The sequence below is a fragment of the Bradyrhizobium monzae genome, assembly GCF_021458635.1.
Taxonomy (GTDB): Bacteria; Pseudomonadota; Alphaproteobacteria; order Rhizobiales; family Xanthobacteraceae; genus Bradyrhizobium.
Map to the genome: position 1 here is coordinate 434,752 of NZ_JAIRDQ010000003.1, position 21,211 is coordinate 455,962.

Annotated in this window: 19 protein-coding genes and 1 pseudogene; 13 read left to right on the forward strand and 7 right to left on the reverse strand. The window is 64.9% G+C overall.

Going from position 1 to position 21,211, the window contains the following annotated elements; all coding sequences use genetic code 11:
* The first annotated feature begins 46 nt into the window (after positions 1-46).
* A complete protein-coding gene (locus tag K3F49_RS15575; RefSeq protein WP_234681819.1) occupies positions 47-745 on the forward strand; it encodes an FkbM family methyltransferase in 699 nt (232 codons plus the stop codon).
* A gap of 41 nt (positions 746-786) precedes the next feature.
* Here K3F49_RS15575 and K3F49_RS15580 read toward each other — a convergent pair whose 3' ends face one another.
* Positions 787-1,407, reverse strand: a complete 621-nt coding sequence (locus K3F49_RS15580) for a glutathione S-transferase family protein (RefSeq protein WP_234681820.1) — start codon at positions 1,405-1,407, stop codon at positions 787-789.
* A gap of 139 nt (positions 1,408-1,546) precedes the next feature.
* On the opposite strand from K3F49_RS15580, the gene K3F49_RS15585 reads away from it, so the two are divergent.
* A complete protein-coding gene (locus K3F49_RS15585; RefSeq protein WP_234681821.1) occupies positions 1,547-2,824 on the forward strand; it encodes a flavin-dependent oxidoreductase in 1,278 nt (425 codons plus the stop codon).
* A gap of 69 nt (positions 2,825-2,893) precedes the next feature.
* Here K3F49_RS15585 and K3F49_RS15590 read toward each other — a convergent pair whose 3' ends face one another.
* Positions 2,894-3,316, reverse strand: a complete 423-nt coding sequence (locus K3F49_RS15590) for a PaaI family thioesterase (protein WP_234681822.1) — start codon at positions 3,314-3,316, stop codon at positions 2,894-2,896.
* Between the two features lie 68 nt (positions 3,317-3,384).
* On the reverse strand, positions 3,385-4,485 hold the full coding sequence (gene mutY / locus K3F49_RS15595; protein WP_234681823.1) for an A/G-specific adenine glycosylase: 1,101 nt from the start codon (positions 4,483-4,485) through the stop codon (positions 3,385-3,387).
* An 83-nt stretch (positions 4,486-4,568) separates the two neighbouring features.
* Here mutY and K3F49_RS15600 point away from each other — a divergent pair.
* The 11 genes and pseudogenes from K3F49_RS15600 to K3F49_RS15650 all read left to right on the forward strand — a co-directional run bounded on the left by K3F49_RS15600 (position 4,569) and on the right by K3F49_RS15650 (position 15,231).
* Positions 4,569-4,853, forward strand: a pseudogene (locus K3F49_RS15600) (type II toxin-antitoxin system RelE/ParE family toxin).
* Positions 4,825-5,148, forward strand: coding sequence for a HigA family addiction module antitoxin (locus K3F49_RS15605; protein ID WP_234681824.1), 324 nt, complete (start codon positions 4,825-4,827; stop codon positions 5,146-5,148). Before K3F49_RS15600 ends, K3F49_RS15605 begins: the two are co-directional and overlap by 29 nt.
* A gap of 12 nt (positions 5,149-5,160) precedes the next feature.
* Complete coding sequence (locus K3F49_RS15610; RefSeq protein WP_234681825.1) at positions 5,161-5,652, forward strand: DUF721 domain-containing protein; 492 nt, start codon at positions 5,161-5,163, stop codon at positions 5,650-5,652.
* 133 nt (positions 5,653-5,785) lie between these two features.
* Positions 5,786-6,442: a DsbA family protein gene (locus K3F49_RS15615; RefSeq protein ID WP_234681826.1), complete on the forward strand. Its 657-nt coding sequence runs from the start codon at positions 5,786-5,788 to the stop codon at positions 6,440-6,442.
* 216 nt (positions 6,443-6,658) lie between these two features.
* On the forward strand, positions 6,659-10,123 hold the full coding sequence (gene smc, locus K3F49_RS15620) for a chromosome segregation protein SMC (protein ID WP_234681827.1): 3,465 nt from the start codon (positions 6,659-6,661) through the stop codon (positions 10,121-10,123).
* Between the two features lie 59 nt (positions 10,124-10,182).
* Positions 10,183-11,160 (forward strand): small ribosomal subunit Rsm22 family protein, encoded by a 978-nt coding sequence (locus K3F49_RS15625; protein WP_234681828.1) that lies wholly within the window; start codon positions 10,183-10,185, stop codon positions 11,158-11,160.
* Positions 11,161-11,297: 137 nt separating this feature from the next.
* Positions 11,298-11,858, forward strand: a complete 561-nt coding sequence (locus tag K3F49_RS15630) for a LemA family protein (protein ID WP_234681829.1) — start codon at positions 11,298-11,300, stop codon at positions 11,856-11,858.
* Between the two features lie 32 nt (positions 11,859-11,890).
* Positions 11,891-13,123 carry a M48 family metallopeptidase gene (locus tag K3F49_RS15635; RefSeq protein ID WP_234681830.1) on the forward strand — a complete coding sequence of 411 codons (1,233 nt, stop codon included), beginning with the start codon at positions 11,891-11,893 and terminating at the stop codon, positions 13,121-13,123.
* 204 nt (positions 13,124-13,327) lie between these two features.
* Complete coding sequence (locus K3F49_RS15640; RefSeq protein WP_234681831.1) at positions 13,328-14,080, forward strand: P-loop NTPase family protein; 753 nt, start codon at positions 13,328-13,330, stop codon at positions 14,078-14,080.
* Positions 14,081-14,140: 60 nt separating this feature from the next.
* Positions 14,141-14,809, forward strand: a complete 669-nt coding sequence (locus tag K3F49_RS15645) for a hypothetical protein (RefSeq protein ID WP_234681832.1) — start codon at positions 14,141-14,143, stop codon at positions 14,807-14,809.
* Between the two features lie 89 nt (positions 14,810-14,898).
* Positions 14,899-15,231 (forward strand): GIY-YIG nuclease family protein, encoded by a 333-nt coding sequence (locus K3F49_RS15650; RefSeq protein WP_234681833.1) that lies wholly within the window; start codon positions 14,899-14,901, stop codon positions 15,229-15,231.
* A gap of 7 nt (positions 15,232-15,238) precedes the next feature.
* Here K3F49_RS15650 and K3F49_RS15655 read toward each other — a convergent pair whose 3' ends face one another.
* From K3F49_RS15655 to fbcH, 4 genes are all read right to left on the reverse strand, one after another.
* Complete coding sequence (locus K3F49_RS15655; protein WP_148771844.1) at positions 15,239-15,778, reverse strand: adenine phosphoribosyltransferase; 540 nt, start codon at positions 15,776-15,778, stop codon at positions 15,239-15,241.
* Between the two features lie 9 nt (positions 15,779-15,787).
* Positions 15,788-17,953 (reverse strand): anthranilate synthase component I, encoded by a 2,166-nt coding sequence (locus tag K3F49_RS15660; protein ID WP_234681834.1) that lies wholly within the window; start codon positions 17,951-17,953, stop codon positions 15,788-15,790.
* Between the two features lie 230 nt (positions 17,954-18,183).
* Positions 18,184-18,858, reverse strand: a complete 675-nt coding sequence (locus tag K3F49_RS15665; RefSeq protein ID WP_234681835.1) for a dienelactone hydrolase family protein — start codon at positions 18,856-18,858, stop codon at positions 18,184-18,186.
* A 248-nt stretch (positions 18,859-19,106) separates the two neighbouring features.
* Positions 19,107-21,170, reverse strand: coding sequence for a cytochrome b/c1 (fbcH, locus tag K3F49_RS15670; RefSeq protein WP_234681836.1), 2,064 nt, complete (start codon positions 21,168-21,170; stop codon positions 19,107-19,109).
* Positions 21,171-21,211: the final 41 nt, after the last annotated feature.

Consider the following 21,211-nt stretch of genomic DNA (forward strand, 5'->3'; position numbering starts at 1 on the left):
TGTGCCTTTAATGAGCCAGCCACAGAAACCGAAGGGGATCGAGAGCATGCTGGGCCCGCACCAACCACTTGGCTGGTTGATCCGTCTTCCGTTCAAGCTGGTTTCGCCATCTACCGTCATGCCGGTGCTCACCGGACCGAACCGGGGCCTGAAGTGGGTCGCCGGCGCCGGCAACCAGAGTTGCTGGCTCGGCACCTACGAAAGCGATCATGCCAAGACGATCGCCGCTCGCGTAAAACCGGGCATGACGGTTTTTGATGTTGGCGCACACGCCGGATACTACACCTTGATGCTATCCAGGCGTGTTGGACCGCAAGGTCGTGTTTTTGCGTTCGAAGCAAACCCCGCCAACGCAACAAAGCTCCGCAGGCATCTGGATCTCAACAACATCAAGAATGCCGAAGTGATCGAGGCAGCGGTCACCGACAGGGCCGGAGAGACGTTCTTTCACACCAACGAGAGTGCCAGCGAATACGGTTACATGGGGAAGATTTCAGGATCAGGCACGCCCGTCAGGACGGTCCGCCTCGACGACTTTCCCACTCCGGACCTGATCAAGATGGATATCGAGGGCGCCGAAACGCTGGCTCTCACGGGCGCGGCGCGGCTCTTGTCCGAGCACAAGAGCGCGATCTTCCTCGCCTTGCACGACGGCGCCTTCGAACAGGCGCCGGCCATTTTAAAACAGCATGGCTATCGGATCGAGCCGGTCGGAGAGCGTGAACTGTGGGGCACTCCGCCCTAGCTTCGTAAGGCCGGTCGGCCGCCCTACGATCCAGCGAAACCTTACGCCTTCTGCGCGTCCATCACCTTGCGCACGGCGGGACGGTCCGACATGCGCTTGAAATGGTCGGCGATCTTCGGCGTGGCGTTGATGTCGACATTGTCGCCTTCGAGCCAGTGCGAGAGCGCGTGGAGGTAGGGATCGCAGATCGTGAACTGGTCGCCCATCACCCATGGCCCCTTGAACATCTTCTGCTCGATCAGCTTGAAGCAGGCGCCCATTGTTTTCGGCACCATCGCCTTCATGTCGGCGAACGAGCTCTCCTGCGTCGCCCAGCGCGCGCCACGCATCTTGTGGGCATGGTTGATGTGCGCGGTCGAACAGAGATAGGAGTTGAACGATTGCACCTGGGCGAAGTCGAAGGCATCGTCGAGCGGCGCGAGCTTCGCCTTGGGGAAGGTTTGCGCGATGTAGGCCAGCATCGCGGGCGTCTCGGTGAGGACGCCACGATCGGTCACCAGCGCCGGCACGCGGCCCTTCGGATTGATTGCGAGGTAGTCCGGGCTGTTCTGCTGGTTATCCTTGAAGCTCAGCCGTTCAGCCGTGTAGTCGGCGCCGGCCTCCTCCAGGGTCATGTAGGTGGCGAGCGCGCAGGTACCGGTGGCGTAGTAAAGCTTGAGCATGTCGGACCTCATGGGAAAATTGGAAACTAACGGCTGTGGGCTGCCAGGTCCATAGTACGGCGCGCAGTGCTTTTGCTCTTCGCAGTTGCCCACCGCGGCCCGCCTATGCCAAGACGCCTGCAATCGGAGGGGTTTGGTCATGACGGTACTCATCGCCGGCGGCGGCATCGGCGGGCTGACGCTTGCGCTCAGCCTGCACGGAATCGGCGTTCCCGTAAAAGTGTTCGAGAGCGTCGCGGAACTGAAGCCGCTCGGCGTCGGCATCAACGTGCTGCCGCACGCGGTACGCGAGCTGATCGAACTCGGGCTGATGGACAAGCTCGATGCCAGCGGCGTGCGCACCCGTGAGCTCGCTTATTTCTCCAAGCACGGCAAGCCGATCTGGAGCGAGCCGCGCGGCCTGGAAGCCGGCTACAAATGGCCGCAGTTCTCGATCCATCGCGGCACGCTCCAGCAACTCCTGCTCGACACCGCAATCGAGCGGCTCGGCCGCGACAACATCTTGACCAGCCACCATCTGACCGGCTGGACCGAGACGGCGGGCGGCGTCCGCGCCGATTTCATCGACCGGGCGACCGGCAAACCGGCCGGGACATACGAAGGCGCCATCATGATCGCCGCCGACGGCATCCATTCCGCCGCGCGAGAAAAGCTCTATCCGCAAGAGGGCCCGCCGATCTGGAACGGCCGCATCCTCTGGCGCGGCGTGACGCCGTCAAAAGCCTTCCTGACCGGCCGCACCATGATCATGGCCGGCCACGAGATCCTGAAATTCGTCTGCTATCCGATCTCGAAAGAACCGGATGCCGCCGGCAATCATCTGATCAACTGGGTCGCCGAGCGCCACATGCCGCCGACCTATCAGTGGCGCCGCGAGGACTATAACCGCACTGCCCGGCTGGACGAGTTCTTGCCCTGGTTCGAGAGCTGGACGTTCGACTGGCTCGACGTGCCCGGCCTGATCAAGAACTGCCCGCACGCCTACGAATATCCGCTGGTCGACCGCGATCCGGTGTCGCAATGGACCTTCGGCCAGGTCACGCTGATGGGCGATGCCGCGCATCCGATGTACCCGATCGGCTCGAACGGCGCTTCGCAGGCGATCCTCGATGCCCGCACCATCACCCGCCAGATTTTGGCGCATGGTCCGACGACCGCGGCACTGCTCGCCTATGAAGCAGAGCGGCGTCCCGCGACCACCGACCTCGTGCTGCTCAACCGCAAGAACGGCCCGGAGCAGGTGATGCAGCTCGTCGAGGAGCGCGCGCCGGATGGCTTTGAGGTCGTCACCGACGTGCTGTCGCAAAAAGAGCTGGAAGACATCGCCGCGAACTACAAGCGCGTTGCGGGCTTCCAGGTCGAGGCGCTGAATGCGAAGCCGCCGATCGTGAGCAAAGACGCGCGCGCGAGGGCGTGAGACTTCCAGGCGATATCCACGTTGATGCGCCCTCTCCCCTTGCGGGAAAGGGCAGCGCGCGCGGCTCGACTATTTTCCGACCACCCTCGCCGCCTCCAGCAACCGCTCGCTCGCGCTCGCTGTCGCCAGCACCGTGCCGTCTTCCGCCATCAGCTTGGCCTCGACGAACGCAATGGTCTTGCCGAGCTGCGTCACCTTCGCCTCGCCGATGATCGGTCCCGGCCTTGCCGGGCTGAGAAAATTCACCGTCATGCTGATGGTCGTGGTGTAGAGCCGGCCCTCGCTCATCACCAGCACGGCCGGGCCCATCGTGTCGTCCAGCATCGCGGAGAGCAGACCGCCCTGGATGAAGCCCGCCGGGTTGCAGAACTCCGGCTTGCCTTCGAAGCCGAGCTTGATCCAGCCGTCCGCGGGACGGGCATCGAGCAGCCGCCAGCCCAACAGCTCGGCGCAGGGCGGTCTCTTGAAGTTGTCGAGCGCGGTCTTGACCATGCGAACCTCCGTTGCCGCTCGTACATAACGCAAGGCTGCTGACAGGCTAGTGTCAGCAGGAACGAAGGCTAGTGATCCAATCCGTGCGCGATCACCTTGCGCATGACGTTGGGCAGCGCCTCGTCGGCCAGGGTTGCGATCGGCACCCAGCGCATGCCTTTGGGCGCGCGCGTGCGGGCCTCGGCCTTCGCGGTGTAGACCACGAGCTCCAGCGGGAAATGCGTGAAGACGTGAGTGATCACGCCGACCTTGCGCTGCCATCGCGACAGCGCTTTCAATTCCGGCGCCTGCTGTTTTGCCGTCGCGTCCTCCTGTCCGGCGCGCCAGTCGGAACCCGGCACCTCGGTCATGCCACCGAGCAATCCCTTTTCAGGTCGGCTACGAACCAGCAGCTCGTCACCGCGCGTGACGACGAAGGCAGCCCCCCGCCGCAGCGCACCGCTTTTCTTCGGCGCCTTGCGCGGAAACGTCTCCGGCGTTCGGAGCGTACGCGCCGTGCAATCCTCGTTCAGCGGGCACAACGAGCACGCCGGCTTTTTCGGCGTGCAGATCGAGGCGCCGAGATCCATCAGCGCCTGGGCACTATCGCCAGCGCGGGAGTTGGCCAGCAGCGTCGCTGCCAGTTGCTGGATCAGCGGCTTGGCCTGCGGCAGCTCTTCCTCCACCGCATACAGACGCGACACCACGCGCTCGATATTGCCGTCGACCGGCATGGTGTGGCGATCGAACGCGATCGCCGCAATCGCCGCCGCGGTGTAGGGCCCGATGCCTGGCAGAGTTCGCAGCCCCTCCTCGGTGTCTGGAAAGGCGCCGCCGTGCTCGCGCGTCACCACCACCGCACAGGCATGGAGATTGCGCGCGCGCGAATAATAGCCGAGCCCGGCCCACATCCGCAGCACGTCATCCTGCGTGGCGTTCCCCAACGCCGTGACCTCAGGCCAGCGCGCGACGAATTTTTCGAAATAGGGCCCGACCGCCCTTACCGTGGTCTGCTGCAGCATGATCTCCGACAACCAGACGCGGTAGGGATCCGACGTCTCCCCCGGCGCGGCGCGCCACGGCAATTTGCGGCGGTGGCGATCGTACCAGGCAAGCAGCAATGTGGGGCGAGCCGACGGCGTGGTCGCCGTGGTGCTCCGCTCCTTCTTGCGCGCGGTCGTGGAGGACATTCGCCTTTACTAGAGGAGGATTTCGCCTGTGGCCAGCGCGACCAGACCGTTGCGGGCTATAACGCCTTGCGTTATACACAAGCATGATCCAGAGCTTCGCCAACCCCGAGACAGAGTTGATCTGATCCGGGCGGCGAAGCAGGAAACTGCCGCCCGACATTCAGAATGCAGCCTTGCGAAAACTGCGTTTGCTCAATCAAGCGCGGGTGTTGACCGATCTCAGGGTTCCACCGGGCAACCGGCTCGAAGCACTGAAGGCCGATCGCCAAGGTCAGCATTCGATCCGGATCAACGATCAGTGGCGCATCTGTTTTGTCTGGGATGACGGAGGACCGAAACATGTCGAAATCGTCGACTACCACGGTTAGGAGCGGGCTCCTCCGCAATCCTCATCCCGGTGAGATCCTGCTCGACGAGTTCTTGAAGCCGATGGACCTCAGCCAGAATGCGCTGGCGCGCGCTGTGCGCGTGCCACCGCGGCGGATCAACGAGATCGTCCTCGGCAAGCGCGACATCACGGCTGACACCGACCTGCGGCTTGCCCGCTATTTTGGTCTGTCGGAGGGCTTTTTCCTGGGGCTCCAGATGGACTACGATCTGATGCAGCGGCGGCGCGAGATCGACCGCGACCTCAAGGCCATCCGGCCTCGCGCGGCAGCGTAGCGGACACGGCTCATGGCCAAATTCCCTCCCAAACCCGGCCCCATCAGCGCCAAGCCGCTCGGGATCCTGCTCAACGACGTCTTTGCCGAGGCCTATGCCAAGCAGGGTTTTGCTGCGCGCGAACTGGTGACGCGGTGGGCGCAGATTGCCGGGCCTGAAATAGCCGCCCATGCCGAGCCGCTCAAGATGCAATGGCCGCGGCCGGTCGAGGGCCAGCCGCAGGAGCCGGCGACGCTGGTGCTGCGGGTCGAGGGCCCGATGGCGCTGGAGATCCAGCACTCGGCCGACGTCATCCTGGAGCGGGTGAACCGCTTCTTCGGCTGGAGCGCGGTCGGCAAGCTCGCGTTCCGCCAGGCCCCCCTGTCGCGCCCGCGGCGCCCGGTGCGTCCCGGCCCGCCGGACCCCAAGGCCGTCGCTGCGGTGGCGGAGAGCCTGGGGGATATCGAAGATGAGGAACTGAAGACGGCGCTGGCACGGCTCGGGGCCGCCATCAAGCGAAATTGAGCCTCATTTCGCGGCCAATCTGGCCCCGTCCCTGCCGCTCGCCATTGCCTCTAACCACGTTTCAAGCTAGCGACAGGCCGCCCGGGAACCTTGATCCTTTGGGCGCGAGACCACGCCAATCCGGGAGCCGACCTTGATCATCACCCGCCGCGCCTTCACCACGATGCTGTCGCTGACCGGTCTTGCCGCGATCGCCGGGCTCTCGCCGCTGCGGTTCATCACTGACGCGATGGCGCAGGCCGCCGGCGATGTCGCCAAGCCCGTGTCGCTGCCCGACATGGCGCTCGGCCCGAAGGACGCCGCCGTCACCATCACCGAATACGCCTCGATGACCTGCCCGCACTGCGCGGCCTTCAACGAGCAGGTGTTCCCCAAGATCAAGTCGGAATACATCGACACCGGCAAGGTGCGTTACATCTTCCGCGAGTTCCCGCTCGACATCAAAGCCGCCGCCGGCTCGATGCTGTCGCGCTGCATCGCCAAAGACGACGCACCGAAATACTTTGCCGTCACCGACATGCTGTTCCGCCAGCAGAACGACTGGGTGGTGAAGAACACCACCGAGACCCTGACGCGGATCGGCAAGCAGGCCGGCCTCACGCAGCAGCAGGTGGAAGCCTGCCTGAAGGACCAGGCGCTGCTCGACAAGATCGCCGCCGACCAGAAATATGCCAGCGACGTTCTGAAGGTTGATTCGACGCCGACCTTCTTCATCAACGGCGAGAAGATCAAGGGCGAGACCTCGTTCGAGGAATTCGCCAAGAAGATCAATCCGCTGCTGAAGAGCTGATTCGCCCGTCAAGACTCTGATTCGCATCTCAAAAGCCGTATCTTTCCCGGCATAAATCCCTTGGGAAAAGCGGCTTTCGCAGGTTGCCCTCGCGGCACACCGCGGCCATTGTCCGCCGCATGAGGCGCCCAGCGCGACTCGCCCCAGACAGCGACATTGCCTTCCATGGTATTGTCCCGGCAGGGGATTCGCGCCTGCCAACAGAGATGCGTGCTTATGAAAATCACCCGCCTGCGCCTACACGGCTTCAAGTCCTTCGTTGAGCCCACGGACTTCGTCATCGAGCCCGGCTTGACCGGCGTGGTCGGCCCCAACGGTTGCGGCAAGTCGAATCTCGTCGAGGCGCTGCGCTGGGCGATGGGTGAGACCTCGTACAAGTCGCTGCGTGCCGCCGACATGGACGCGGTGATCTTCGCCGGCTCAGGCAACCGTCCCGCGCGCAACCACGCCGAAGTGACGATGACGATCGACAATGCCGATCGCACCGCGCCGGCGGCGATGAACGACAGCCAGCTGCTCGAAATCTCCCGCCGCATCGAGCGCGAGGCCGGCTCGGTGTATCGTATCAACGGCCGCGACGTGCGCGCCCGTGACGTGCAGATCCTGTTCGCGGACGCCGCCACCGGCGCGCGTTCGCCGGCGCTCGTCCACCAGGGCAAGATCGGCGAAATCATCCAGGCCAAGCCCGAGCAACGCCGCCGCGTGCTGGAAGACGCCGCCGGCGTCGCCGGTCTGCATGCCCGTCGCCACGAGGCCGAGCTGCGGCTGAAAGCGGCCGAGACCAACCTCACCCGCGTCGAGGACGTGATCGGCCAGCTCGCAGGGCAAATGGAAGGCCTGAAGAAGCAGGCCCGCCAGGCCGTGCGCTATCGCGAGGTCGCCGCCAAGGTCCGCAAGGCCGAGGCCACGCTGTTCCATCTGCGCTGGATCGGCGCCCATGCCGACGTCAGCGAATCCGGCCACACCCACGATCTCGCCGTGCGCGAGATGGCCGAGCGCACTCAGCACCAGGCCGAAGCTGCCCGCATCCAGGCGATCCGCGCCGCCGAAATGCCGGCGCTGCGCGATGCCGAAGCGCGCGCCGCGGCAGGCCTTCAGCGCCTGACCAACGCGCGCGAGCTGCTCGACCGCGAGGAAGAGCGCGCCAAGGAGCGCGTCGCCGAACTCGAGCGCCGCCTCGCCCAGTTCGAAGGCGACATTTCCCGTGCTCAACAACAAACCATGGACGCCGATGTCGCGCTGCAGCGGCTCGACACCGAAGATGCCGAGCTGAAGGAAGAGATCAAGTCACGCGTCGAGAAGCGCTCCGGCGTCGACGAGCGGGTCGGCGAAGCCGAGGCCGTGCTGACCGAAACCGAGCAGCAGTTCTCCGAGCTCACCACCGCGCTCGCCGACCTCACCGCCAAGCGCAACCAGCTCGAGGCCAACGTCCGCACCCACCGCGACAAGCTTGCCCGTCTCGACCAGGAGATCGCGAACGTCGCCGCGGAAGAACAGAAGCTTGCCGCCGAGACCGGCGGCTTCGGCGATCTCGACGAGTTGACCGCAACGGTCGAAACCGCCGAACAGACGCTGGCCGCTTCGGAAGCCGCCGCACAGGCGAGCGAAGCCGCGCATGTCGCCGCGCGCCAGACGCTGGAATCCTCACGCTCGCCGCTGGTCGAGGCCGACAAGCGCGTGCAGCGGCTCGACACCGAAGCGCGCACGATTTCAAAAATCGTCAACGGCGAGACCAAGAATCTGTGGCCTCCGATCATCGACGGCATCACCGTCGACAAGGGCTTCGAAAAGGCCATCGGTGCCGCACTCGGCGACGATCTCGATGCGCCGGTCGATCCGTCGGCGCCGATGCGCTGGACCAATGCCGGCGTCACCGAGGGCGATCCGGAATTGCCCGAAGGCGCCACCCCGCTCGCCAACCACGTGCAAGCGCCGGCAGAGCTGACGCGCCGCCTCGCGCAGATCGGCGTCGTCCCGCGCGAGCGCGGTGCCGAGCTCGTCTCGCAGCTCAAGACCGGCCAGCGGCTGGTGTCCCCCGAAGGCGACGTCTGGCGCTGGGACGGCTTTGTCGCCGCCGCCCATGCGCCCACCGGCGCCGCGCGGCGCCTCGCAGAGCGCGCCCGCCTCGTCGACATCGAGAACGAGCTGGAGCAGGCCCGCATCGACGCGCAGATCAAGCGTCAGGCGCTGGAGAACGCCGAGTCCGAGCTGCAGATGGCGGCCAGCACCGAAGGCGCTTCGCGCGAAGCCTGGCGTGCCGCGCAGCGCGAGCTGAACGTCGCACGCGAGCGCCATGCCACGGCCGAGCGCGAGATCAGCCGCCACGCCGCGCGCAAGGCGACGCTGTCGGAAGCGCACAGCCGTCTCGCCGCCGACCGCGCCGAGGCCGAAGCCGCTTACGAATACGCCGAGGCCGGCATCAGCGAACTGCCGTCAAGCGAGGACACCGAGACCCGTCTCGCCGCCGTCCGCAGCGACATCGAAGGTCATCGCCGCATGGCCGCGCAGGTCCGCGCCGAGGCGCAGGCACTGGCGCGCGAGGCCGAGCTCGCCGACCGTCGCGTGCAGGCGATCCTCGCCGAGCGCACCGAATGGCAGAACCGCAAGGAGAGCGCGGCCTCCCATATCGACACCATCCAGACCCGCATCACCGAGGTCTCGATCGAGCGCAGCGATCTCGAGAACGCGCCCGCCGTGTTCGCCGAGAAGCGCAGCGCGCTGATCACCGAGATCGAGTACGCCGAGAACGACCGCCGCATGGCGGCCGATGCGCTCGCCACCGCGGAGACCGCGATGGCCGAGACCGATCGCGTCGCGAAGCTGACGCTTGAAGCCCTCTCCAGCTCGCGCGAAGCCACTGCGCGTGCCGAGGAGCGCATGGAAGGTTCGCGGCGCCGGCTCGAAGACATCGAGCGCGAAATCCGCGACATGCTCGAAGTCGAGCCGCAGGCCGTCGCCGGCCTTGCCGAGCTCGAGCCCGGCGCCGAGCTGCCGCCGCTGCACGACATCGAGGAAGACCTCGAAAAGATGCGCCGCGACCGCGAGCGCCTGGGCGCGGTCAATTTGCGCGCCGAGGAAGAGCTGCGCGAGGTCGAGACCCAACACACCGGTCTGGTCACCGAGCGCGACGACCTGGTCGAAGCCATCAAGCGGCTGCGCCAGGGCATCCAGAGTCTCAACAAGGAAGCGCGCGAGCGTCTCCTGACGTCGTTCGAGATTGTCAACAACCACTTCAAGCGCCTGTTCGTCGAGCTGTTCGGCGGCGGCGAAGCTGCGCTGCACCTGATCGAGAGCGACGATCCGCTGGAAGCCGGTCTCGAAATCATCGCAAAACCGCCGGGCAAGAAGCCGCAGACGCTGTCGCTGCTCTCGGGTGGCGAACAGGCGCTGACCGCGATGGCGCTGATCTTCGCGGTGTTCTTGACGAACCCCTCGCCGATCTGCGTGCTGGACGAAGTCGACGCGCCGCTCGACGACCACAACGTCGAACGGTACTGCAATTTGCTGCACGAGATGACCTCCTCGACCGACACGCGCTTCGTCATCATCACGCACAACCCGATCACGATGGCGCGGATGAACCGCCTGTTCGGCGTCACCATGGCCGAGCGCGGCGTCTCGCAGCTCGTCTCGGTGAACCTGCAAGAGGCCGTGGACATTCTCGACCAGAACGTGGCGTGATATCTCTGCCGTCATTCCGCACCTCGCGAAGCGAGAAGGCGGAACGACGGTAGGCAAACATGATCTCACCCACCCTCCCCGCCGAACTCAAGGCTGCACTCGACGCCAGGCTGCAGGGCTTTTCCCGCACCGACGCCGCACAACGGTCGCAGAAGATCTCGACCACCTATCGCGCCGGCGGCGGCTCCGGAACGATCAAGTCGGAAGCAGACGCGCTCGCTTATGCGCTCGCGCGCATGCCGGCGACTTACGCCGCAGTCGCCGCAAGCCTGAATGCACTGGTCGAGATCGCGCCGGACTTTACCCCGGAAACGCTGCTCGACGTCGGCGCCGGTCCGGGCACCGCGAGCTGGGCCGCCGCTGAGGCCTTTTCGTCGCTGCAGGATTTTACGCTGCTCGATGCCAACGCGACGCTGAGCCGGCTCGCGCTCGATCTGGCGCGCGACAGCTCGCGCCTCTCGGATTGCCGTTATCTGCCAGGCGATGCCGCCACCAACCTCGCCGAGGTCTCAGAAGCCGATCTCGTCGTCGCGAGCTATGTCATCGGCGAGCTCGGCGAGAATGAACAGCGCAAGCTCGCCGAGACGATGTGGGCCAAAGCGCGCCACGTGCTGGTCGTGATCGAGCCCGGCACGCCCGCAGGCACTACCCGCATCCTCGCGCTGCGCCGGCAACTGATTGCGGCCGGCGCTTATGTCGCCGCGCCCTGCCCGCACGAAAAGCCCTGCCCCCTCATCGCGCCCGACTGGTGCCATTTCAACCAGCGCCTGCCGCGCTCCCAGGCGCACCGCCAGATCAAGGGCGCCGAGGTGCCGTTCGAGGACGAACGCTTCATCTACGTCGCCCTGACCCGCACCCCGCCAGCGACGCGCGCCGCACGGGTGCTGGCGCCGCCGGATGTCGGCAAGGCCGAGATTACCGCAAAGCTCTGCACGGAGGACGGCGTCGTACTGACGAAGGTGCCTCGGCGCGACAAGACCGCCTACGCCGGCGCCCGTCGCTGGCACTGGGGTGATGCCGTTCTGTCCGAAAGTTAACCCCGTTCAGCGCTTTTGCCTTGAACTCGGATGGTTCCTGATCCGACCAAGTCTTACCTCTCCTCCGCGCCGGGGCTTCGCTCTGCGCCAATTTGGTCTAGGCTGCGTCCGCCTTCTTTCCCCTTCAGGAGTTTTCCATGTCGACCGGCTGGATCGTTCTCGGCGTCATCGTCGTTCTCGTGTTCCTGGCGTTCAGTGCCTACAACCGGCTGGTGGCGCTGGGCCAGCGCGTCGGCCAGGCCTTCGCCGATGTCGACGTGCAGCTCAAGCAGCGTCACGATCTGGTCCCGAACCTGGTCGAGACCGTGAAGGGCTACGCGTCGCATGAGCGCGGCACGCTCGACGACGTCATCAAAGCGCGCAATTCGGCGATGTCTGCGCAAGGGCCGACGCAGGTGTCCGCGGCCGAGAACCAGCTCTCCGGCGCGCTCGGCCGGCTGATCGCGCTGTCGGAGGCCTATCCCGACCTCAAGGCCAACGCCAATTTCCAGCAGCTTGCGAGCGAGCTCTCCGACCTCGAAAACAAGATCGCGGCGAGCCGCCGTTTCTTCAACAACGCGGTCCAGGAATACAACACCGGCATCCAGCAGATGCCCGCCGCTTTGTTCGCCGGCATGTTCGGCTTCACCAGGAAGGACTTCTTCGATCTCGGGGCGAGCCGTACCGAGGTCGAGGCTGCGCCTCAGGTGAAGTTCTGATTTGAGCCGATAGGCCGGCAGGGCAACGCGTCATGGCCGCGTATGGTCTCTACACGCACATCGCCTCGAACAAGTTTCGTTCGATGCTGCTGCTCGCCGGTCTGTTCGTGCTGGTCTATGTCCTGGTCTATGCCGGCGCGCTGGTCGCCGAGGTCGTCATCAACGGCAATGAGACCGTCGCCTATTATCTGAGCCGCGCCTTCTCCGACCTGCTCAAGGCCGCCCCCTTCGCGACGATTGCGGCGATCACCTGGATCATCATCGCCTATTTCTTCCACCAGTCGATGATCGACGCGGTGACCGGCGGCCACGACGTCACCCGGCAGGAAGAGCCCCGCCTCTACAATCTGCTGGAGAATCTCTGCATCTCGCGCGGCATCACCATGCCGAAGCTGAAGATCATGGAGAGCCCGGCGCTGAACGCGTTCGCGACCGGCCTCAATCCGCGGCAATATGCAGTCACCGTCACCACGGGTCTCCTGAAGGCGCTGAACGACCAGGAGATCGAGGCGGTGCTCGGCCACGAGCTCACCCACATCAAGAACGGCGACGTTCAGCTGATGGTGGTCGCCGTGATCATCGCCGGCGTGGTCGGCTTCTTCGGCGAATTGTTCTTCCGCCTGTTCACCAATTTGAGCTGGAGCTCCGGCGGTTCGTGGTCGTCGGGCTCCTCCTCGTCGTCGCGATCGTCCTCGTCGTCGAGCGACAGCAAGAGCTCAGGCGGCGGCGCCATCGTGGTCATCATCATCGCGGTCGTGCTGATCGTGGTGGCCTGGCTGGTGTCGCAGGTGGTCAAGCTCGCATTGTCGCGCTCGCGCGAATATCTCGCCGACGCCGGCTCGGTCGAGCTGACGAAAAATCCCGATGCCATGATCTCGGCGCTGCGCAAGATCGAAGGCCGCGGCGAATTGCCGGGCGCGACCTCCGCGGTGATGGAGCTCTGCCTCGACAATCCGCGCGAGGGCTTTTCAGATCTGTTCGCGACCCACCCCTCGGTGCAATCCCGCGTCGATGCGCTGGTCAAGTTCGCCGGCGGTCGTGATCCCGGCCCACTGCCGCCGCCGGAAGACGAGACGGAACAGCCCGCCGCGGACGAGCCCGAGGCACAGGCCGATCAGCAGGACGCCCCGCCGGCATTGCCGCAGGGTCCGTGGACCGATGCACGCGGCCGGGCCTCGCCACCGCCCGTCCCTGCGCCAAGCCCCTCCGGAACCGCGGCCGGCAATCCTGTCGGCAATCCCATGGGTCCGTGGGGCCGCCACTGAACGTGCGACCTGTCGCGCCTCGAGCCGGTCTCACTGCGTTTGGGAAAAACTGCGGGAATTGCCGCTGGCCTGTGCCGGAGATTTGAATTCTCCCTTGTTTCTGCCATGTTCGCGCCCAACAGCAGACTTGGGACATCCTTGGGACATCGATTTGGGGCCCGGCCGATTGCGACCTCGCGATCGGGGGCGCGTTAGGGGACAGCAATGGCAAAGCCGGCAGTGGTTGTGGTGGGCGCGGACAAGGGCGGGGTCGGCAAGACCACGGTATCGCGCACCTTGCTCGATTATTTTTCCGCCAACAACGTGCCGACCCGCGCCTTCGACACGGAATCCCCGCGCGGTACGCTGAAGCGCTTCCACCCCGACATCACCGAGATCGTCGACATGACGACGACGGCCGATCAGATGAAGATATTCGATACGCTCAATGCGACGAGCCCGTCGGTGACCGTGATCGACGTCCGCGCCGGCCTGCTCTCGCCTGCTCTGGCCTCCCTGCGCGACATCGGTTTCCTCGACGCCGCCAAGGCCGGCCAGATCACCTTCGCGGTGTTCCACATCCTCGGACCCTCGATCGCCTCGCTGGACGAGATCGCCGAGACGGCCGGTTTCATGACCGGCGCCAAATATTTCCTGGTGAAGAACTTCATCAACGACACCCAGTTCTTCCAGTGGGACCAGTCGACCTACAATTCCTACTTTCACCGCATCAAGGATGCGACCGAGCTGACCATCCCCAAGCTCAACGAAATGGCCTATGAGCAGGTCGAGGTCTCCTCGGTCCCGTTTCTGAAATTCGTCGCCAACAAGGGCATCAACGACGAGGCCGCGAACTATTCGTTCGTGCTGCGCGGCTATGTCCGGCACTGGCTGGCGAACGTCTGGAGCGAGTTCGACCGTATCCGCCTGACCGACATCGTCGGCTCCAAGCCCGGCAGCCGCAACAGCGAAAAATAGTTGCGAGCGGCGTGCTGATACGGCTGGATTGGGCGGTAAGTTCGCTCAGATAATAGCGTGATGCCCGCGACGCCCCTTTACATCATCTGCTCGCCCCGCCCGCAGGTCGGCAAGACCTTGCTGGCGCGGCTGCTGAGCGAGTTTTTGCTGCTCAAGAACGGCAACGTCACGGCGTTCGACGTCAATCTGAAGGAACCATCGCTGCTTGATTATCTGCCGAAGGTGACCGAAACCGCTGACGTGATCGACACCTATGGCAAGATGCAGCTGATGGACCGCGTCATCGTCGATGACGGGCTCGCCAAGGTCATCGACCTCGGCTTCCACGCCTTCGACGAATTCTTCAAGATGACCGACGAGATCGGCCTGCTCAAGGAAGCGGCGCGCCGGCATGTCGCTCCGATGATCCTGTTCGTGGCCGACACCGACCGCCTCTCCGCCCGCGCCCACGAGATGCTGCGCGGGCAGATCCCGCGGATGAACCTGATCACCGTCGACAACGAGTTCATCATCCGCGGCGAGCTGCCGCCCGCGATGGCCGGCGGCCGGCTGTTCCGCCTGCCCGCACTACCGGGCTTCCTGAAGACCTATATCGACCGGCTGAACTTCTCCTTCACCGGCTATTTGCGCCAGGAGAAGGACTCCTCGTCCGAGCTGCACCAATGGACCCGGCGGAATTACCTCGCCTTCCGCGAGCTGGAGCTCAGCTTGATCCTGCAACGATCTTAGGTCGCAGATTATACCCGGATAATATTGACTGCTGGCCGCGTTGGGCTTAATGAGACGGTCTTCAACGTCCCCACCAGCCAGGCCCAGCCGTGAGCATCGACCGGAAAGCAGCCATCGCGGCCTACAAGGAGCGGAAGACCGTTGCCGGCATCTACGCGGTCCGCTGCGCGGCTTCAGGCGAGGCCTGGGTCGGCCAAGCCCCAAACCTGGAGACGATCCAGAACCGTATCTGGTTCTCGCTGCGCCAGGGCAACCACCCCTGCGGCAGCCTCCAGGCCGCCTGGAACGCGCATGGCGAGGCCGGCCTGACGTTCGGCGAATGCGAGCGGTTGGAGGACGAGGAAAGCGGCTATGTCAGGAACGCGCTGCTCAAAGAGCGCGGGGCGCACTGGCGGGACGAACTGAAGGCCGAGGCGATCTGACGATCGCTCAATGCCCGTCGAACGTCATCAGCGTGCGCACCGGAATATCCATGGCGCGGAGCTTGGCGGCGCCGCCGAGCTCCGGCAGGTCGACGATGAAACAGGCGGCGACGACATTCGCGCCGATCTGCCGAAGCAGTTTCACAGCGCCCTCGGCCGTGCCGCCGGTGGCGATGAGATCGTCGACCAGGATGACACGCTCACCGGGCTGGATCGCATCGACATGCATCTCCATCTCGTCGATGCCGTACTCCAGCGAATAGGCGATGCGCACGGTGGTGTGCGGCAGCTTGCCCTTCTTGCGGATCGGCACGAAGCCGGCCGAAAGCTGATGCGCCACCGCGCCGCCGATGATGAAGCCGCGCGCTTCCATGCCGGCGACCTTGTCGATCTTGTTGCCGGCCCAGGGATTGACGAGCTCGTCGACCGCGCGGCGGAAGGCGCGCGCATCCGCGAGCAAGGTCGTGATGTCGCGGAACATGATCCCCGGCTTGGGATAGTCGGGAATGGTGCGGACGCTCGCCTTCAGGTCGTGGTCAAAGGTCATTGGTGCCTCTCAATTGACCGGCGCATCCAGCCGGAACGCGTTTTCGACAATCCTCAATCCCACCTCGTTGCCGAGCGACATCAGCGACTCCGGATGGAATTGCACGCCGGCGACCGGCAGGGTCTTGTGCTCCAGCGCCATGGCGACGCCGTCCTCGGTGCTGGCGGTGACGCTTAGAACTTCAGGCATGCTGTCGCGCTCGACAAAGAGCGAATGATAGCGGCCGATCACGATCTCGTTCGGCAGATTGCGCATCAGGCGCCCGCCGCGCACCTGCACACGCGAGGGCCGACCGTGGGCTGGATGAGTGAGCTGGCCGAGCTCGCCGCCGAAATATTCGCCGATTGCCTGGACGCCGAGGCAGACGCCGAACACGGGCAGCTTGTTCTCGAGCGCCGCGCCGATGGTTGTCTTGATCCCGAAATCCTCCGGGCGGCCCGGGCCTGGCGACAGCACCAGCAAATCCCACCTCTTCTGCTTGAGCATGTCGAGCGCATGCACATAGCGGACCACGGTGACGCTGGCGCCGACCTGACGGAAATAATCGGCGAGCATGTGCACGAAACTGTCGTCGTGGTCGATCAGCAGCACGCGCTTGCCCGAGCCGGTGGCATCGGGGGCAAACGCCGACAGCGGCTTCGGCGGATCGCCGCGCAGCGCCTGGAACAGGGCTGCGGCTTTCACCTGGCATTCGCGATCTTCCGCGGCGGGATCGGAGTCGAACAGACAGGTGGCGCCGACACGGACCTCAGCGAGACCATCCTTCATGCGGATGGTGCGGATGGTGAGACCGGTGTTGATGCTGCCATCGAAGTTCACAGCGCCGATCGCGCCGGCATACCAGCGCCGCGGCGAGCGCTCGTGGTCCTCGACGAACTGCATGGCCCAGAGCTTGGGCGCGCCGGTCACCGTCACCGCCCAGGCATGGGTGAGGAACGCGTCCAGCGCATCGAAGCCGGGTCGCAGCATGCCTTCGACATGATCGACGGTGTGGAACAGCTTTGAGTAGGTCTCGATCTGGCGGCGCGCCAAAACCTTGATCGTGCCGGGGACGCAGACGCGCGCTTTGTCGTTGCGATCGACGTCGGTGCACATGTTGAGCTCGAACTCGTCCTTCTCCGAGTTCAGGAGCTGGCGGATCTGCTCGGCATCGCCGATCGCATCGGTGCCGCGCGCGATCGTGCCCGAGATCGGACAGGTCTCGACGCGGCGCCCGTCGGAGCGCACGAACATCTCCGGCGACGCAGAGACGAGGAATTCGCCGTCGCCGAGATTCATCAGCGCACCGTAGGGCGACGGGTTGATGACGCAGAGGCGCTGGAACACTTCGGCCGGCGACCGCTCGCAGGGCTCGGCAAAGAGCTGGCCGGGCACAGCTTCAAAGAGATCACCGCGGGCAAAGGCCGCGCGCGCGGTCTCGACGGTGGCCTGGTATTCGCCGGGGGCGTGATCGGCAAAGCCCTGGCGTCCCGTCTTCAAATAGGGGCTCTCGGCCGTTTCGCGCGGCAGGCCTTCCGTGGATTTGCCCTTCCACGCGAATTCGTAGCTCAGCACGACGCCGCGCCCCGTGGCGCGGTCATAGGCAAGCAAGCGATCGGGGACGTAGAGTACGATGTCGCGCTGATCATTCTCGCGCGGGCGCTTCTGCACGAGGTCCTCGATCTGGAACACGAGGTCGTAGGCGAAGGCGCCGAACAGGCCGAGCAGCCCGTCGTCATTGGCGGAGAAGGCGGCGACGAGATCGCGCACCAGCGACATCACGCTGGCGCGTCGCGTGCGCTGGTCTTCCTCGATCGGCGCATCGCCGCGGATGATATCGCCGGCAAGCCGCGTGGCGGTCTTCCCGGAGATCACGACGCAGGGCTCGCGCAGGACGTCGGCGAGGAAGGCGATCAGCACCTCGCCACGCGCGTTGAGCGCTTCGAGCTTGAAATTGACGCCAGTGGTTTCGAGCTTGAGCGGCGGATCGGAGAAGCCCAGGTCAAAGCTCTCGTAGCGGCCCGGCACGGTCGTGCCCGAGGACAGCACCACGCCGCGGCGGCGGTCGAGCAGGCTGACGAGATCGTCGAGCCGGTTGGCGCCGCCGGTGAACTGTTCGGCCACGCGCGTGATCGCGAGACCGCCGCGGGTCACGTAGTCGCTTCTGGCCGGAAGGGCAAAGACTGTCCTGTTCATGTGGTCCTCTTACGAAACTTGCCGAGGGAACGCCACACAGGACAAACGATCAGGCCGCCGCACTGCGTGGGCGACCTTCGACGATTTTGGGAAAAGAAATCGCACCGGCCACCTCTTAGGAGGTGCGCCACCAAAGACGGGATGGGCAGGCTGCGGTGCTCATGGGCGGATACTCACCATGGCGCGGGGACGGCGTCAAGGGCGCCACCCCGCACTACGGGCTACGGAGGCTACCCCAGATGCTTCCTGAAAAATTCCGTGGCCCTGCCCCAGGCGAGCTCGGCGGCTTCGCGGTCGTGCACGGCCTGGCGCTGCTCGTTGACGAAGGCGTGTTCGGCGTCATAGCGGAACAGCTCGAGCGACTTGCCGGCGGCCTTCATCGCCTTCTCGAAGCCGTTGACCAGCTCCGGCGTGCACCAGTCGTCCTTGTTGGCGAAGTGGGCCTGCAGCGGGATCTTGACGTCGGCGGGCTTGGCCGCCTGCTCCGGCGGGATGCCGTAGAACACGACGCCCGCGGCGAGCTCCGGCACATGCACCGAGCCGATGATGGTGACGGCACCGCCGAGGCAGAAGCCGGTCAGGCCAACCTTGGCGCCGTTGCGCGACAGATATTGCGTGGCGCCGCGCACGGTCTGCGTGGTGGCATCCATGAAATCGAGCGAGTTCATCTCTTTGCCGGCCGCATCCGTGTCGTGATACGGCACCACCTTGCCGTTGTAGAGATCGGGCGCCAGCGCATCGAAGCCGGCGAGCGCAAAGCGGTCGCACAGGCCCTTGATCTGGTCCGACAGGCCCCACCACTCCTGGATCACGACCACGCCCGGCGCGTTGCCGCGTGCGGCGTTCGCAAGATAGCCCGAGGCGTCCTTGCCGTCCGGACGCTTGAAGGTGACGACGGTTCCCATGGTGGTGTCCTCCGACGAAGTTGTAGGGCGGTTGGAGGTATTTTGACCGGAGGGAACGCGCGGCGCAATCCACACTCTCGTCATTCCGGGGCGCGCATTGCGCGAGCCCGGAATCCATTTCGCAGCGGAGTTGATGGATGAATGGATTCCGGGCTCGATGCTGACGCATCGCCCCGGAATGACGGAGAACTGAGCAATAAAAAAGCCCCCTTGCGGAGGCTTCTTCATTCTCGTTTCGCATTGGCCGCTTAGTGCGAGTCGGCCCAGACCTTCTTCTTGGTGAAGTACATCAGCAACGCGAAGATGATCAGGAACACGAAGACCTGGAGGCCGATGCGCTTGCGCGCTTCCATGTGCGGTTCGGCGGTCCACATCAGGAACGTGGTAACATCCTTGGCGTACTGCGCAACCGTCGCCGGCGAGCCGTCGTCAAAGGTCACCTGGCCGTCGCTGAGCGGCTTCGGCATCTTGATGGCGTGGCCCGGGAAGTACTTGTTGTAGTACGAGCCTTCCGGGATGGTCACGCCTTCCGGCGCCTTGTCCTCAAAGCCCTGGAGCACCGCCGCGACATAGTCCGGGCCCTGCTCCTGGTACTGGCTGAAGAAGTCGACCAGGAACATCGGGAAGCCGCGGCCGTAGGACCGCGCCTTGGTGATCAGCGACAAATCGGGCGGCGCTGCGCCACCGTTCGCCGCGCGCGCTGCCTGCTCGTTCGGGAACGGCGAGGGGAAGTAGTCCGCCGCCCGGCCGGGGCGCTCGAACATGTCGCCCGCATCGTTCGGGCCGTCCTTGATCTTGTAATCGGAGGCAAACGCTGCGACCTGCGCCACCGAATAGCCGGGGCCGCCGGGATCGCCGAGATTGCGGAAGGCAATGAAGGACAGGCCGTGGCAGTTGGCACAGACCTCCTTGTAGACCTTCAGACCGCGCTGGAGCGCACCGCGGTCATACGTGCCGAAAGGGCCCGCGAACGACCATTTGTTGCCCGGTGGCTTGGGGCCGCCTTCCTCGGCGCGGACATCCCCCAAGGTGCCGACGAAGAGCGCGCCGGCGGCGACGAGCGCAACCGCGATCGAGGCTACGGCCTTGCCGCTCTTGGCGAGGATCGCCTCCGAGATCGAGTTCGGCACCGGCCGCGGCGTCTCGATGCGCGCGAGCAGCGGCAGCACGATCAGGAAGTAGGCGAAGTAGCAGACCGTCAGGACCCGGCCGGCAATCACGTAGATGCCTTCCGGCGGCTGCGCGCCGAGATAGCCGAGCAGGATGCAGACCGCGACGAAGATCCAGAAGAACTGCTTGGCCAGCGGACGGTACTTCGACGACCTGGTCTTGGCGGCATCGAGCCAGGGCAGGAAGCACAGGATGATGATCGCCGAGAACATCCCGATCACGCCCGCGAGCTTGTTCGGGATCGAGCGCAGGATCGCGTAGAACGGCAGGTAATACCATTCCGGCACGATGTGCGGCGGCGTCACGCCCGGGTTCGCCGGAATGTAGTTGTCGGCGTCGCCGAGATAGTTCGGCATGTAGAAGATGAACCAGGCATAGAGCAGCAGGAAGCAGGCGACGCCGAAGCCGTCCTTGATGGTCGCATGCGGCGTGAACGGCACCGTGTCCTTTTCCGTCTTCGGCTCGACGCCGTCAGGATTGTTCTGGCCGGCCACGTGCAGCGCCCAGACGTGGAGCACGACGACACCCGCGATCAGGAACGGCAGCAAATAGTGCAGCGAGAAGAAGCGGTTCAGCGTCGGGTTGCCGACCGAATAGCCGCCCCACAGCAGTGTGACGATGCTCTCGCCGACATAGGGAATGGCCGAGAACAAATTGGTGATGACAGTGGCGCCCCAGAAGCTCATCTGGCCCCACGGCAGCACATAGCCCATGAAGCCCGTCGCCATCATCAGGAGGTAGATGATGACGCCGAGGATCCAGAGCACCTCGCGCGGTTCCTTGTAGGAGCCGTAATAGAGGCCGCGCAGCATGTGGACGTAGACCGCGAAGAAGAACATCGACGCGCCGCAGGCGTGCATGTTGCGCAGCAGCCAGCCGTAATTGACGTCACGGACCAAGAGCTCGACCGACTTGAAGGCGAGATCGGCATGCGGCGCGTAGTGCATCGCCAGGATCACGCCGGTCAGGATCTGCATCCCGAGCATGAAGGAGAGGATGGCGCCGAACGTCCACCAGTAGTTCAGGTTACGCGGGGTGGGATAGACGACGAAGGAAGAGTGCACGAGACCCATGATCGGCAGACGCCGCTCGATCCATTGCAGGGCCGGATTGCTCGGCTGGTAGTCGGATGGTCCGCTCATGATGCGATCCTGAGGAAATAAAACGACGAGACGGTTCGAGG